The organism is Streptomyces sp. NPDC127177 (assembly GCF_042672475.1).
In the GTDB taxonomy this organism is placed as follows: Bacteria; Actinomycetota; Actinomycetes; order Streptomycetales; family Streptomycetaceae; genus Streptomyces.
The window spans coordinates 46,824-61,379 of record NZ_JBHXUW010000015.1; the positions used below are offsets into that span (position 1 = coordinate 46,824).

Annotated in this window: 11 protein-coding genes and 3 pseudogenes; 9 read left to right on the forward strand and 5 right to left on the reverse strand. The window is 69.8% G+C overall.

Annotated features, from left to right (window positions below; all coding sequences use genetic code 11):
• Positions 1 to 15: 15 nt before the first annotated feature.
• From ACFVJX_RS11985 to ACFVJX_RS12000, 4 genes and pseudogenes are all read left to right on the forward strand, one after another.
• Complete coding sequence (locus ACFVJX_RS11985) at positions 16 to 1,668, forward strand: dynamin family protein (protein WP_384127253.1); 1,653 nt, start codon at positions 16 to 18, stop codon at positions 1,666 to 1,668.
• Complete coding sequence (locus ACFVJX_RS11990; RefSeq protein WP_384127151.1) at positions 1,665 to 3,611, forward strand: GTP-binding protein; 1,947 nt, start codon at positions 1,665 to 1,667, stop codon at positions 3,609 to 3,611. The genes ACFVJX_RS11985 and ACFVJX_RS11990 overlap by 4 nt, the downstream gene beginning before the upstream one ends.
• Before the next feature lie 102 nt (positions 3,612 to 3,713).
• Positions 3,714 to 4,100: pseudogene (locus tag ACFVJX_RS11995) on the forward strand (single-stranded DNA-binding protein); the annotation flags it as partial.
• A gap of 476 nt (positions 4,101 to 4,576) precedes the next feature.
• Positions 4,577 to 6,025 (forward strand): LAETG motif-containing sortase-dependent surface protein, encoded by a 1,449-nt coding sequence (locus ACFVJX_RS12000; protein ID WP_384127150.1) that lies wholly within the window; start codon positions 4,577 to 4,579, stop codon positions 6,023 to 6,025.
• A gap of 166 nt (positions 6,026 to 6,191) precedes the next feature.
• Here ACFVJX_RS12000 and ACFVJX_RS12005 read toward each other — a convergent pair.
• Positions 6,192 to 6,432, reverse strand: a pseudogene (locus ACFVJX_RS12005) (transposase family protein); the annotation flags it as partial.
• 94 nt (positions 6,433 to 6,526) lie between these two features.
• Here ACFVJX_RS12005 and ACFVJX_RS12010 point away from each other — a divergent pair.
• Positions 6,527 to 7,078, forward strand: coding sequence for a hypothetical protein (locus ACFVJX_RS12010; protein WP_384127149.1), 552 nt, complete (start codon positions 6,527 to 6,529; stop codon positions 7,076 to 7,078).
• A 59-nt stretch (positions 7,079 to 7,137) separates the two neighbouring features.
• Here the strand turns inward: ACFVJX_RS12010 and ACFVJX_RS12015 are convergent, their stop codons facing one another.
• Positions 7,138 to 7,446, reverse strand: coding sequence for a hypothetical protein (locus ACFVJX_RS12015; protein WP_384127147.1), 309 nt, complete (start codon positions 7,444 to 7,446; stop codon positions 7,138 to 7,140).
• Positions 7,447 to 8,640: 1,194 nt separating this feature from the next.
• Here ACFVJX_RS12015 and ACFVJX_RS12020 point away from each other — a divergent pair.
• Positions 8,641 to 9,186 (forward strand): annotated as a pseudogene (locus ACFVJX_RS12020) (UTRA domain-containing protein); the annotation flags it as partial.
• A 25-nt stretch (positions 9,187 to 9,211) separates the two neighbouring features.
• Here ACFVJX_RS12020 and ACFVJX_RS12025 read toward each other — a convergent pair.
• Positions 9,212 to 9,685: a DUF4240 domain-containing protein gene (locus tag ACFVJX_RS12025; RefSeq protein WP_384127146.1), complete on the reverse strand. Its 474-nt coding sequence runs from the start codon at positions 9,683 to 9,685 to the stop codon at positions 9,212 to 9,214.
• A 311-nt stretch (positions 9,686 to 9,996) separates the two neighbouring features.
• Between ACFVJX_RS12025 and ettA the strand changes: the two genes are divergently transcribed.
• The 3 genes from ettA to ACFVJX_RS12040 are packed head-to-tail and all read left to right on the forward strand — an operon-like array spanning position 9,997 to position 12,817.
• Positions 9,997 to 11,661: an energy-dependent translational throttle protein EttA gene (gene ettA, locus ACFVJX_RS12030; protein WP_384127145.1), complete on the forward strand. Its 1,665-nt coding sequence runs from the start codon at positions 9,997 to 9,999 to the stop codon at positions 11,659 to 11,661.
• 5 nt (positions 11,662 to 11,666) lie between these two features.
• A complete protein-coding gene (locus tag ACFVJX_RS12035) occupies positions 11,667 to 12,089 on the forward strand; it encodes a thioesterase family protein (protein ID WP_207317066.1) in 423 nt (140 codons plus the stop codon).
• Complete coding sequence (locus ACFVJX_RS12040; RefSeq protein ID WP_384127143.1) at positions 12,086 to 12,817, forward strand: hypothetical protein; 732 nt, start codon at positions 12,086 to 12,088, stop codon at positions 12,815 to 12,817. The genes ACFVJX_RS12035 and ACFVJX_RS12040 overlap by 4 nt, the downstream gene beginning before the upstream one ends.
• A 164-nt stretch (positions 12,818 to 12,981) precedes the next feature.
• On the opposite strand, the gene ACFVJX_RS12045 is transcribed toward ACFVJX_RS12040, so the two are convergent.
• Together ACFVJX_RS12045 and ACFVJX_RS12050 are read right to left on the reverse strand one after the other, a co-directional pair.
• Complete coding sequence (locus tag ACFVJX_RS12045; protein ID WP_384127142.1) at positions 12,982 to 14,031, reverse strand: DUF2804 domain-containing protein; 1,050 nt, start codon at positions 14,029 to 14,031, stop codon at positions 12,982 to 12,984.
• A 26-nt stretch (positions 14,032 to 14,057) separates the two neighbouring features.
• Positions 14,058 to 14,462, reverse strand: a complete 405-nt coding sequence (locus tag ACFVJX_RS12050) for a globin (RefSeq protein WP_384127141.1) — start codon at positions 14,460 to 14,462, stop codon at positions 14,058 to 14,060.
• Between the last annotated feature and the right edge of the window lie 94 nt (positions 14,463 to 14,556).

A 14,556-nucleotide genomic window follows, 5' to 3' on the forward strand; every position in this document is an offset into this window, starting at 1 on the left:
TCGCATGTGGTGACCTTGGACGTACGGCCTCAGCTCATCGACGCACTCTCCGCCCTGCGCGACCGTGTCGCCGCCGTGCGTCTTCCACTCCCGCTGCCGGGCGCTCCACGCGCCAGGCAGACCAGGATCGAGCTGCTCGCCCAGCTCGACGACTACTTGCTGCCCCGCCTCAAGGACCCCGAGGCGCCCCTGCTCGCCGTCATCGGCGGGTCCACCGGCGCGGGCAAGTCGACGCTCGTCAACTCCCTTGTCGGGCGCCGGGTCAGTGAGGCCGGGGTGCTGCGGCCGACCACCCGGACCCCGGTGCTCGTCTGCCATCCGGATGATCATCACTGGTTCGCGGACATCCGGGTGCTCCCGCAGCTGACCCGGGTCTGGCTCTCGCCCGAGGAGTCCGCGAACCCCGGCCAGTGCGACGACCTCGACGGACCCGACGGGAACGCGGCCGAGGAAGGGACCGCGCTGCGCGTCGAGACCGCCACCGGACTGCCGCGCGGACTCGCCCTGCTCGACGCCCCCGACATCGACTCGCTCGTCGTGCGCAACCGCGTACTGGCCGCCGAACTCGTCTGCGCGGCGGACGTCTGGGTGATGGTGACCACCGCTGCCCGGTACGCCGACGCCGTGCCGTGGCATCTGCTGCGTACCGCCAAGGAGTACGACGCCTCGCTCGTCACCGTCCTCGACCGGGTGCCGCACCAGGTGATCGCCGAGGTCTCCCGGCAGTACGGGGCGCTGCTCACCAAGGCCGGTCTCGGCGAGGTGCCGCGCTTCACCATCCCCGAGCTGCCCGAATCGGCGGGCGGCGGCAGCGGATTGCTGCCCACCACGGCGGTCGCCCCACTGCGCGCCTGGCTCACCCACCGCGCACAGGATCCGGCGGCCCGTCAGCAGGCGGTGGGGCGTACGGCGGCCGGGGTCATCGACTCGCTCGACGTCCGGATGCCGGCGCTGGCCGGGGCCGTCGCGGCACAGTACGCGGCCGCCGTACGGCTGACCGGTGTGGTCGAGGACGCGTACCGCAAAGAGGGTGCGCGCGTACGGCGGCGGCTGCAGAACGGCGGCGCGCTCGCCGGGGACGCCCGGACCCGGTGGCGCGGATACCCCCTGTACAGCACCTCGGAGGAAGTCCTCGAAGCCCTGGTGGAGAGCCTCGCCGCACTCCTCGAGTGCGCGGTGGCGGCCGCCGACGAACAGATCCGGACGACCTGGCAGCGGGAGCCCGCGGCAGGGGTGTTCGGCTTCGAGGCGGTGGGCCGCGAAGAGGGCGGCTGGGGACCGGCGGAGGACATCCGCGGCCGGATCGCCATGGCCGTAAGGCGTTGGCGCCGGGTCCTGGAGGAGCTGGCCGAGGAGGAGGTGCGGCTCATGGAACGCAACGCCGCGCCCGACGCGGAGACCGTCGCCGCCCTGCTGGCCGCCGCCCTGCTCGGCGGGCGCCGGGCCCGTACCGCCGGGGAGCAGCTCGCCGAACGCATCGGCGCACAGGGCGCGCTGAGGCTCCGTGACAAGGGCGGGGCACTGCTCACCAGCTATCTCGACCAGGTGCTGGGCGGCGAACGCGACCGGCGCCTAGCCCCACTGGACGCCCTCGACGTGGCCCCCGAACCACAGGCCGAACTGATCGCCGCGCTGTCCGTACTGCAGAAGGAGAGGTGGCAGCGATGACTGCCGTCACTGACGAAGGTCCGGGCCGGGGCAGTGGACCGGAACCGGATCCGGAGCGGACTCCGGACGAGGGTCCGACACCTAGCGAAGGACTGGAGAACGACCGGGACAGGCCGGGCGACGGCTGGGATGATGGACTCATCGCCCGCCGTGCCTCCGCCACCGCCGGAGCCGCGCCCGAGACGGAACCGGAAGCCGTTCCGGAGGACGATGTACGCCCCCAGGTAGAGGCGTACATCCCCTCCGGCAGCCCGCTCAGCCCCCGCCTCGACGCGCTGCGCGAGCTCGTCGGGCTCTCCAGGGCCCGGCTCGACCGGACCGACCTCGCCGAGGCGGGCCGGGTGCTGGACGAGGCCGCCGCCCGCCAGCGGCTCTCCTCCCGGCACACCGTCGTCGCCATCGCCGGGGCGAGCGGGAGCGGCAAGTCGACGCTCTTCAACTCCCTCGCGGGCGCGCAGATCTCCGAGGCCGGGCTGCGCAGGCCGACCACCGCCGCGCCCATCGCCTGCTCGTGGACGGACGGCGCGGCGGGACTGCTGGACCGGCTGGCGATCCCGGGCCGGCTCAGGCGCAGGCCGCAGCAGATCGGCGCGGGGGCCGACGAGGCGCTCCAGGGACTCGTCCTCGTCGATCTGCCCGACCACGACTCGGCTGCCGCGGGCCACCGTGAACAGGTGGACCGGGTCCTCGCGCTCGTCGACGCGGTGGTCTGGGTGGTTGACCCGGAGAAGTACGCGGACGCCGCACTTCACGAGCGCTACCTGCGGCCCCTCGCCGGACACGCGGAGGTCACCTTCGTGGTCCTCAACCAGATCGACCGGCTGCCCGGGGAGGCCGCCGACCAGGTCCTGGACGACCTGCGCAGGCTGCTCGACGAGGACGGCATGGCCCTCGGCGAGCACGGCGAACCGGGCGCCACCGTGCTGCCGCTGTCCGCGCTCACCGGCGAAGGGGTGGGCGAACTGCGGGAACTCCTCGGCCGGTTCGTCCAGGAACGCACCGCCGCGACGCGCCGCCTCTCCGCCGATGTCGACGCCGCGGCGGCAAGGCTCCGTCCGGTGTACGTCGCCGAAGGACGGCCGGGACTGGGCGAGCAGGCCCGGGAGGAGTTCGCCGACCGGCTCGCGGAGGCCGTCGGCGCCGCGGCGGCCGGCCAGGCGGCAGAGCGTGAATGGCGCCGCAACGCGGGCCGGGCCTGCGGGACGCCGTGGCTGCGGCTGTGGCGCTGGTACGAGTCCACCAGGCAGCCGCGCGGCCTGGACCGTACGCCCCTGACGGCACCGCCGGAGGAACAGCTCACCGCACGCCAGCGGGTCGAACAGGCGGTCCGCACGGTCGCGGACGACGCCGTCGACGGACTTCCCGGACCGTGGGCGCAGGCGGTGCGTGAGGCCGCGGTGCACGGGGCGCAGGGGCTCCCCGAGGCGCTCGACGAACTGGCCGAGCGGGCGGGCGCGGCGCCGGTGCGGGGGGAGGCCGAGAGCGACGATGCGGTGGACCATACGGCGGACCCGGGCGGACGGGCGGCGGATCCGGCCGCACAGCCGGGGGCGCAACGGGGACGCGGGGGCACCAGGCCGCCGCGGCCGGCCTGGTGGCCGGCGGCCGTGCTGGCGCAGGTCGCGATGACGCTGCTGCAGATCTTCGGTGGCCTGTGGCTGATCGGTCAGATCGTCGGCTTCATCGAACCCGGGCTGCTGACGCCCGCTCTGGTGATGCTGGCCGGGATCGTCGGGGGGCCGCTGGTGGAGTGGTCGTGCGCGGCGGCCGCCCGGGGGCCCGCGCGGCGGTACGGCCAGGAGGCCGAGCGCCGGCTGCGCGAGGCGGCGGCCGCCTGCGGGCGGGCCAGGGTGCTCGACCCGGTGTCGGCGGAGCTGGTGCGCTATCGCGAGGTGCGGGAGCGCTTTGTGGCGGTGACGGAGTTTTCCACAATGGGTCGTTAGTCCACAGGCCCCAGCGGGAATTCCGCCTCCCCTTCAGCATGGGATCAGTGACCGGACGCAAGGGTGCGAGTCACTGAATCCGACCGAAGGGGAGGCGGAGCCATGAACGAGACCTTGGTGACGCTGGTGGGCAATGCTGCCACCGGCGTGGAGTTCCGGGAGACGGCGAGCGGGGGAATGGCGCGATTCCGGTTCGCCGTGACGCCCCGGCGGTGGGACCGGGAGAAACAGCTCTGGGCGGACGGTCACACCAGCTTCTACACGGTATGGGCTTGGCGGACCCTGGCATCGAATCTGACGGGTTCCGTTTCCGTCGGGGAGCCTTTGGTGGTGCACGGCAGGCTGAAGGTGCGTGAGGAGGAACGGGAGGGGCAGCGCCGGACGTTCGTGGACATCGAGGCGATGGCGGTGGGCCACGATCTGACCCGGGGGACGTCGGCGTTCCGGCGGGTGGTCAGGGGCGAGCCGGGGCTGGTGAACCGCACCGAAGTCCCGGCGGCGGCCGAGCCGGACCGGTGGGCGGTGCGGGAGGTGGCCGGGGCAGGTCCCAGGACAGGTCCCGGGTCCGCGCAGGACCAACGGGAACAGCAGGACCAACGGGAACAGCCGGCCCGGCGGAAGCAGTCCGTCCGGCGGGACGACCAGGACCCGGTGGATCGCCGCGAACAGCCGGACCGGAGCGACGAGCCGGTGCCTCCCCCCGCCGCCGGGCGTCGGTCGGTTCGCCGGAAAGGCGCGTCCGAGCTCGTGTCCGCTCCATGACCCTCACCTCGCCAACCACCCCTGGCTCAGGCGTAACCGGTGATAACGATTCTGAGTCGGAATGGTTGTCCGACGGTATGACGGGGGACTGTGCTTCGCTTCGTCCTTAGGATTCCCCAGTACTCACAGGGCACTTGAGTCGGCTGGCGGGACATTCCCCACACGCGCACCAGGCGCGAGGGTCTCGCCCGGAGGGGAATTCTGTGTTTTCTGCTTCTTCAGCGACCGGTTCGTCATCAAGGACGACGGTCAATTCCCGACGGATCCGGGGCATATCCCGGCTGACGGCGTCGGTGGTGGCGTCCGGTCTGGTCGTGGCCGGCGCCCTCGCCGGAGCCGGCGGCGCGGCCGCCGACGAGGCGCCCCAGCATCAGGGCGGTGCGAGCGCGGTCCTGGACGGGTTGAAGACCTTCGACACGGCGGAGCTCCACGCGGACGGCAAGGATCAGAAACTGCCTGCCGGTCTCTTCGAGATGACCGTCGACGGCGGCGGCAAGCTCAAGACGTACTGCATCGACATTCACAACCCCACCCAGGACCAGGCGAAGTACCTGGAGACCCCCTGGGCCCAGACGTCGCTGGGCAGCAACAACAACGCGGGACGGATCCGCTGGATCCTGGAGCACTCCTACCCGCAGGTGGACGACCTCTCGGCGCTCGCCGAGGCAGCAGGCACCGGGCCGCTCACCGAGAAGACCGCGGCGGCGGGCACCCAGGTCGCCATCTGGCGCTTCTCGGACAACGCCGACGTCGACGCGTCGGACGGAGCGGCGGAGAAGCTCGCCGACTGGCTGGAGAAGAGCGCCACGGACACGGCCGAGCCCAAGGCGTCGCTCGCCCTGGACCCGGCCGCGGTGTCCGGCAGGTCCGGTGAGCGGCTGGGCCCGGTCACCGTCCGCACCAACGCCGGTCAGGTCTCGGTGGCCCCGCCCGCCGACTCCGCCAGCGGCGTCAAGGTCACCGACAAGAGCGGCAAGCCGGTCACCACGGCGGCCAACGGTTCCGAGCTCTACTTCGACGTTCCGGAGGGTTCGTCGGACGGTTCCGCCTCGCTGACCCTCCAGGCCACCACCTCGGTGCCCGTCGGCCGGGCCTTCGCCGGAGTGACCAGGAGCCAGACCCAGATCCTGGCCGGCTCCAGCGAGTCCACGGTCTCGGCGAGCGCCACCGCGACCTGGGCCAAGAAGGGCGCGATGCCCGCGCTCTCCGCGAAGAAGAACTGCGCCAAGGGCGGCGTCGACGTCACCGCGAGCAACAAGGGCGACGAGGCGTTCACCTTCGAGCTCGCCGGGGCGAAGCACACCGTCGAGGCCGGCAGCTCCGAGACCGTCACCGTGCCGGTCGCCGAGGACCAGGCGTACGACTTCACGATCACCGGTCCGGGCGGGTTCTCGAAGACGTTCAAGGGCGTGCTGGACTGCAAGACCAGCGGCAGCACCACCGGCGGCCTCGACACCCAGACCGCCGACCAGCCCAACACCACCACCGCCACGGCGGGCGGCAGCACCACCGGAGCCGAGGGCGACCTCGCCGAGACCGGCAGCTCCAACGCCACCCCGATCATCGCGGGAGTCGCGATCGCCCTGGTAGTCATCGGCGGCGGCGCGGTCTTCTTCCTCCGCCGGCGCAAGGGCCAGACCTCCGGCGAGTGATGAACGGCGGGCACACGGAAACGATGTGCTGATGACGGCCCCGGTACGCAGCGGCGTACCGGGGCCGTCGCGTACCCCGAGGGCCGTCACCCACCGCGGTCCAGCCCGGCGGTCGTACGTGGAGTGCGCGGCGGTCGTACGAGGCGCGAAACCGTGGAATCGGCCGTGCGGAGGATTTCGAGACGCCGAACAGCGGAGCGAGCTGCCGTAACGTCAGATTGGTACGCCAATAGGTCGTGACCAGCAACACCCGGTCCTCGAGCGGCAGACTCCACGGCCGGCCTCGGTGGACCACATCTGCTCCATCGCGGCGCAGCGTGGTCAGCAGTTTGCCGAAGCAGCGCGGGGCTCAGCCCCGCGAACGGGGTTATCCAGGACGGCTCCGATGCCGTGATCACACTCGCCACATCATGATCATCACTCAGGCTGGCTCAATGCCGAGACCATCTCACAGCTACGCTGATCGGGGCAGTCCACAGTGCGCAAGACCCGGGGGAAACCGTGAACCGACCACTGCTGTTCCTCGACGTGGACGGGCCGCTCAACCCCTATGCAGCCAAGCCGGAGAGGCGTCCCGCCGGCTACACCACACTCAGAGTCCCCCGGAATGATGCCCATGAGGACGACAGGGGCCTCTCCTCCCGACGACGCCCCCTGCGTGTCTGGCTCAACCCAGAGCACGGACGACTCCTGCTCAAGCTCGGCTTCGAATTATGCTGGGCCACCACTTGGATGGAGGACGCCAACCGGTGGATCGCACCGGTCCTCGGGCTTCCGGAAATTCCCTTCGTGGACTTCGGCGATGTCCTGCTCCAACAACGCCCTGATGGAGTCCACTGGAAGACCGGACCGCTGGTGGACTACGCAGACGGCCGTCCTTTCGCCTGGGTGGACGACGAGCAGAGTGAGCTGGATCAGACGTACGTGACCGCCCATCATCAAGGCCCCGGACTCCTCCACCACGTCAACCCGCGGATCGGCCTACGGGAAAACGACTTCCGCACACTCGCCGACTACGCCCGGTCCCTGAGCACCTCACGAACCACCGGCTGAGCACTTCACCGGCTCTTCAGGCTGCTCCGTACTCAGAGCGAGATCTTTGCGGGACAGTCCTAGCCGTAGGCTGTCGCCGAGAGCGGGGGGCCCTCGTAGTCTCCCTCACCCGAGGGGTGCGATGCCGGTAGGCGGTGGCCGCGGGTTGTTGCCACGCGGAGCACCTGGTGGAGGGCTTCCGTCAGGTCCGTCGCCGGGTGGCGCAGTTCTTCTGGCTCGGCGTCCTCGTCTCCGAGTGCTTCGGCTGCGCACTCCAGGAGCTCTGTTGCCATGCCGAGTTGTGTCGCCTCGATGTTGTCTGCCAGGCGAGACAGGTAACCCTTGTGGTCGTCGGTGCTCAGGTAGCAGGGCTTGTCCTCAGGGCCCAACCATGGGAGGAGCCGAAGTTCGTTGTGAGGGGATCATCCTTCTGTCCTCCGGTCTCCGCTCATCCGCAGGGCTGACTCGCTTGGACCGTCGGCCGGCGCCAAATCGCGGGGGACGTAGATCCTGGCCAGGCTATGCAGTGACGTCTCCGCGTGGCTGATGCAGAGGAATTCGGTCAGTGGGCTGCTCGCGGACACCCTCAGAAGAGCGGTCAGATCCCCCCGCGCCGGGAGATGCGTAGTGCGTAGCGCCGCATCGGTTTGAATCACCTCCGCCTCAGGATCCGAAGAGCCACGAATCGACTCTGGGCGTGCATGGGCAGCAGCTCTCCCGACTCGAAACGAAGTCGTTTTGCCGCACCCGAGAGTTGGAGGAGGTCGGCCACACAGCACGGCTGACCTCCGATCTGGATCACATCGCCCCGCTGCACGCTGGTCGCAGTGATCTCGACGGTTGTGGCAAGTGCACTACTGGGCGTCCATCTGCTCACTGGGGACCTCTCCTGAAGCGGAAGGGTGACAGGGGCAGTCGCAGGCTTCGTAGACCACAGGAATGCCGACAGGTGCCACGGCGGGGCAGGAGTGCGCGCACTGGCGGTGCGTGCCAATGAGGCACGAGCTCGACCTGTAGGGCGTGGCTTTCGCGTTCGTCACACCTGGCCGCTTATGGGTTGGCATCAGTTCGTCCCCCTCGGTGCGAGCCGGGCTCGCGCGAGCGGTGTGTGAGCTACGGGTGTTGGTTGCTGCTTCGCGCCTTCGCGGCGGGTCAGCACGTACGGGCGCACGAGCTGGCTGTCCTCGTCTGCGAGGACGTCCATTCCGTGCCGAAGGTGCCCCATGTGCAGCGTGGGGGTGTTGGCGAGGTTGAGCAGGACGGCCCGCGGGCAGAGCGCGGTTAAGGTGCGGCGGTGCCGGCCCCTCGGGAAGTGCAGCTCACTGGTGCGTGAGACGGCACCGCGGATACACGTGAACACGCTGATCAGCCCCTAACGCTGATGGCCAGGTCCCGGACATTGCCCGTCGCGGGGACCTCTTTGCGTACGGGGGCCCATAAGACGAGGCCGTCCGAATTGCTCGCGACGAGGCCGAATCGATCGGCTGTCACCACTGCGTCTAGGACGTCCCGCCATGAGTCGGCGGGGAAGTCGTCCGGCACCTCCGCTCTGATCGATGTGCAGTGCGCGTGCTGCACCACGTGCGCGGCCCCGGCGCGTCCGGGTGGTGCGTTCCTCAGCCCGCGAGCAGCGGGACGATTCCCCGTTCCGTGCGGACATGCAGGCTGTGGGCAGGCATGGGGACTGGGAGAGCCGGACCGAGGCCAAGGTCCCGGCCCCAGCGGAGATCGCGGCGCGGCTCGGTGCCGCCGAAGGCGATCTGTGCGTCCGGACCGTTTACGAGTTCCTGGCCGATGGCAAGCCGGTGCAGTTGTCGACGAGCTGGGAGCCGTACGACCTCACCGCCGGCACGCTCGTCGTCCTTCCCGAGGGAGGGCCGCACGCCGGGGCAGGCGTCGTGAACCGCATGGCTGCGATCGGCATCACGGTCAGCCATGCCGTCGAGCAGCCGGAGCCGCGGCAGGCGACTACCGAGGAGGCGTCTCTCCTCGGCATCCAGAAGGCAGCTCTCGTTACTCACATCAGGCGGACGTACTACAGCGACCAAGGCCGCCCCGTGGAGACCGCGGACATCGTCGTGCCCGCCGCCCTGTGCGAGATCGTTTACGAGATTCCCACCGGGCGATAGCAGTGTGGCTGAGGCTGTGCGGACCTCAGTCCTGCAGGTGCGGCCAGCCGTCCTTGTTGGAAAAGGTCTCGTAGCAGTACCGGGTTGAGCGATCCCACTCCTGGCCGGTGGCTAGCTCGTATGCCTTGTCCGGTACGTAGAGCAGCCACTCGGCGTCGTATTTGGTGGAGGTGTATGGCGCGAACTTGTCGACGTCGAAGAAGACGCTTTCCCAGACGGCTCGGCCGGCGGCGACCACGGCGCAACGCGTGTACAGGAACTGGTCGGTCGACATAGGGAACGGACTCCCGTCGCGATCCGTCAGGTTGACGACCGGCAGGACACCGAATCTCTCTTGGTCCAGACGGTAGAGAGCCTCGGCATGGCGTTCAGCGAAGCCCACGATGTCTGCGACCGGGCGACGGCCCAGTTCTTCAGCGAGCCGCTGGCAGTTCAGCTCGCTGGCCTCACCGTTCAAGGTGTCTATACGTGCCCAGAAGTCGGCCCATGTGATTCTCACGGACGCAGGATGCCAGGTGGGAAGCCGACTGTCCCGGGCCGGCCGAGAAGTTGGCTGCTGAAGACGGGCTTGAGCCTTTCCGCTCCGGGCGATCTTGGTGCTCCTCCCAGTGATCGTTCCCGGGCCGTCCCTGGGCCGTGCGAGGGTGCTCAACAGCGATCGGCGGCGACAGCCAGTGACAGATCACCTACAAGCGCAGGCACGCGTACGGCCAGCTCAGGCCCACCCACCGATACGGGTTTCCGTCAAGGGGTGGCCGTCAGGCAAGATGGGGTGTATCTGCCCACTCATCGATTGCCGGACGGTTTCTCTTGGCTGAGTACATCTACACGATGCGCAAGACACGCAAGGCGCACGGCGACAAGGTCATCCTTGATGACGTGACGCTGAGCTTCCTGCCCGGCGCGAAGATCGGTGTGGTGGGTCCCAACGGTGCCGGTAAGTCCACGGTGCTGAAGATCATGGCGGGCCTGGAGCAGCCGTCCAACGGTGACGCCTTCCTGTCGCCCGGGTTCAGCGTCGGCATCCTCATGCAGGAGCCCCACCTCGACGAGTCGAAGACCGTCCTGGAGAACGTGCAGGACGGCGCCGCCGAGATCATGGGCAAGCTCCAGCGCTTCAACGAGGTCGCCGAGCTCATGGCGACCGACTACTCCGACGCGCTCATGGACGAGATGGGCAAGCTCCAGGAGGACCTGGACCACGCCAACGCCTGGGACCTGGACGCGCAGCTGGAGCAGGCCATGGACGCGCTGGGCTGCCCGCCCGGTGACTGGCCGGTCACCACCCTCTCGGGTGGCGAGAAGCGCCGGGTCGCGCTCTGCAAGCTCCTCATCGAGGCCCCGGACCTCCTGCTGCTCGACGAGCCCACCAACCACCTCGACGCCGAGTCGGTGAACTGGCTGGAGCAGCACCTCTCGAAGTACGCGGGCGCCGTTGTCGCCGTCACCCACGACCGGTACTTCCTGAACAACGTCGCCGAGTGGATCCTCGAGCTCGACCGCGGCCGGGCCATCCCGTACGAGGGCAACTACTCCACGTACCTGGAGAAGAAGGCCACCCGCCTCAAGGTCGAGGGCCGCAAGGACGAGAAGCGGCAGAAGCGGCTCAAGGAAGAGCTGGAGTGGGTGCGGTCGAACGCCAAGGGGCGCCAGACCAAGTCCAAGGCGCGTCTCGCCCGGTACGAGGAGATGGCGGCCGAGGCGGACAAGATGCGGAAGCTGGACTTCGAGGAGATCCAGATCCCGCCGGGCCCGCGGCTCGGTTCCATCGTCGTCGAGGTCGAGAACCTCTCCAAGGCCTTCGGCGACAAGGTGCTCATCGACGACCTGTCCTTCACGCTGCCGCGCAACGGCATCGTCGGCATCATCGGTCCGAACGGCGCGGGCAAGACCACGCTGTTCAAGATGATCCAGGGCCTGGAGACGCCGGACTCCGGCGCCATCAAGGTCGGCGACACGGTCAAGATCTCCTACGTCGACCAGTCCCGCGCCAACATCGACCCGAAGAAGACCCTCTGGGCCGTCGTGTCGGACGAGCTGGACTACATCAACGTCGGCCAGGTCGAGATGCCTTCGCGGGCGTACGTCTCCGCGTTCGGCTTCAAGGGCCCGGACCAGCAGAAGCCGGCCGGTGTGCTCTCCGGTGGTGAGCGCAACCGCCTCAACCTGGCGCTGACGCTCAAGGAGGGCGGCAACCTGCTGCTCCTCGACGAGCCCACCAACGACCTCGACGTCGAGACCCTCTCCTCGCTCGAGAACGCGCTGCTGGAGTTCCCGGGTGCGGCCGTGGTCATCTCCCACGACCGCTGGTTCCTGGACCGAGTCGCCACGCACATCCTGGCGTACGAGGGCGACTCCAAGTGGTACTGGTTCGAGGGCAACTTCGAGTCGTACGAGAAGAACAAGGTCGAGCGTCTCGGTGCGGACGCGGCCCGTCCGCACCGTGCCACGTACAAGAAGCTCACGCGAGGCTGATCGTCTTGGCTCGTCACATCTACAGCTGCCCGCTGCGCTGGTCGGACATGGATGCCTTCGGCCACGTCAACAACGTGGTCTTCCTCCGCTACCTGGAGGAGGCGCGCATCGACTTCATGTTCCGGCTGGCGCCGGGGGACGGCTCGCCCTCGTTCGCGGGCGGCTCCGTCGTGGCCCGGCACGAGATCGACTACGTCCGGCCGCTCGTCCACCGGCACTCCCCGGTGACCGTCGAGTCCTGGGTCACGAAGATCGGTGCCGCGTCGCTGACGATCGCGTACGAGATCAAGGACCCCGAGCAGGTGTACGTACGGGCGTCGACCATCGTCGTGCCGTACGACCTGGCCGAGGAACGTCCTCGGCGGATCTCCGCCGAGGAGAAGCTCTTCCTCCAGAAGTACCTGGCCGAGGAGCCCGCGGCGGCATGACCGTGCCCGTGCAGTCGCTGCGGTTCGCCGACGCGAGGGAGGCCGCGGATCTCGCGGGCTTCCTCCGCCGGCTGCTCCACTACGACCGGGCCGCCGCCGTACGCCTCCAGGCGGGCGGCGGCGCGCTGGCCGTGTTCGGCCGCCCGCCCTCGTTCGAGGTCCTGGCGATCCGGGCGGTGCGGCTGGCGAGCACACGCGACGGCGCGGGTGCGGGGGGCCCTGCGGACGCGCATGACTTCGATGCCACGGTGTCGGCCGGTGAACTCCTCGAATCGCTGGACGTGGAAGGGCCGGACGCCGGTGCGGGTTCACTGCCCTCGCCGGTGACCGGACCGCCGTGGGCGGGGGTACTGCCTCCGCGCGGTGGCTGGCAGGAGTGCCACCCGGGTCTGCCCGGTCCCCTCTCCCTGCGCACGGCGCTGAGCGCCGCCGTGGCGGAGTTCCGGGCGCGCGACGAGGCCCTGCCCGAGGAACGGCGTACGCGGGCGGAGCGGGACCTCATCGGGCGTGACATCTGGTCGCGGACGGTCGGCGGTACGGAGCTGCCGCTGCGGGCCGTGCACGCGGCGCAGGCCCTCGGCTTCCTCCGGTCCGCACCGGACTTTCCCGTCGCGCTGCTCGCGTCGGGGGCGTGGCTGCGGCTGCGCACCCCGTTCGGTGCGATCGCCCTGCGGCGGGCCGGGGCGGCGGGCGGGCTGGGGATGCTCGGCGTCTCGGTGGGCGGTTAGCCGCCCTGGCAGCAGGCGTTGGCTCCTCGCCCGACCGGCGTGCCCGACCGTCCGACCGCCCGTCCGCGCGACAGACAGACAGACAGACAGACCGACCGACCGACCGCCCGCCCGACCGAGTGACAGACTGCCCGACCGCGCGACCGGTTCGGCAAGGGCCCCGGTCACCAGCGCATGTGTACGTCCTCGGCCCAACCCAGCAGCCGTTCCACGGAGATCTCCGTGCCGTCGTCGGTGCGGATGCGTCCGTCGTAGTGGCCGAAGCACTGGTCGGTGCGGTTGGCGATCAGACCGGCCTCCGTGCGTGCCGACCGGTTGTGGAACGGCGTGAACGTCAGGTCGACCTGGCCTGACGAGGGTGTACGGATGGTCCAGGGAGCGAGCGGGTCGGCCGTCGACCACCGCCAGTCCAGCTCCTCGCCGATCTTGCTGAGCCGGCCGTCCACGCAGAGCCCGTTCTCGGTGGAGCCGGTGCCCTCCGTCCAGCGCCCGCCGAACTGGAGTCCCACCGTGTGGCCGTCGGTGCGTCCGGAGGCGGCGCCCCAGTTCCAGTCGACCGTGCGCGGCCAGCGGCCGCGGCCGTGGTCCAGGACGGCCCAGGTGTCGTCCCCGTCGAACTCCAGGAACTCCGTGCCGATCCTGACCCGGCCGGAGGCGGGAAGCGCGGTCTGCTTGGAGGTGTACTGGAATCGCCGGTCGCTCCACGGCACCACGACGGAGAGCGACTCGTGCCCCGGCGGCCGGGCGACCAGGAGGTCGACCTCCAGCGGCAACCGCTCCGAAGTCAGGCACCGGGCCCGCAAGCGGGTGCCTGCGTTCTCGTCGCGGATCTCGATGCGCACCTTGCCGCCGGACGGCCGCGCGGGTCCGACCACGACGTCCTCGGAGCCGGGAGCACCCGCCACGGTGTCGGGGAGTTCGACGCCGAAGCCGCCGGGGATGATCGCGGTGCGCTCCGACTCCAGCCCGCCCGGAGCGTATTCGAGCAGGTAGACGGTGTTCAGGGCGAGGAAGTCGAGGTCGCTGACGGTGAGCGCCACCAGGTGCGTGGGCGTCGTCACGCACCAGTACTCCCAGCGTTTCGTGCGGCCCCAGCCGCGCAGATTGGCGCGGTGGAGCGGCACCCGGGACCAGCCGACCGCGGCCGGATCGAGACTGCCGTCGGGCAGGCAGAGATCGACGGGCCCGGTGATCTCGTGCTCGTGCGTCGCCATGGGCGGGATCCTATAGCGGGGCCGGGTCAGCCTTCGGTGTTCACCATCGAGGCGGCCGCGTAGGTGAGGTAGTCCCACAGCTGCCGCTCGTGCTCCGGGGCCAGTTCGAGTTCGTCGAGCGCCACCCGCATATGGCTCAGCCAGGCGTCGTGCGCGGCCCGGTCCACCCGGAACGGCGCGTGCCGCATCCGCAGCCGGGGGTGTCCGCGCTGGTCGCTGTAGGTGCGCGGGCCGCCCCAGTACTGCATCAGGAACAACGTGAAGCGCTCCTCGGCCGGGCCCAGATCCTCCTCCGGGTACATCGGCCGCAGCAGCGGGTCCTCGGCCACGCCCTCGTAGAAGCGGTGGACCAGGCGCCGGAAGGTCTCCTCGCCGCCGACCTGCTCGTAGAAGGTCAGCTCCTGCACCGTGTCGCGCGGGTTCTCAGTCACCCGTCCATCGTCGCAGACGCTCCGCCCGGGGAACCCAACGGATCCGCGCATTTACAGTTCGTGATACGAACTAGTATGGTTCGCGTTACGAATT

Bases quoted from the DNA above. Each gene is read 5' to 3' on its own strand.
- ACFVJX_RS11990 (WP_384127151.1), top strand. From the start codon at position 1,665: ATGACTGCCGTCACTGACGAAGGTCCGGGCCGGGGCAGTGGACCGGAA.
- ACFVJX_RS12040 (WP_384127143.1), top strand. From the start codon at position 12,086: ATGACCGTGCCCGTGCAGTCGCTGCGGTTCGCCGACGCGAGGGAGGCC.
- ACFVJX_RS12045 (WP_384127142.1), bottom strand. From the start codon at position 14,031: ATGGCGACGCACGAGCACGAGATCACCGGGCCCGTCGATCTCTGCCTG.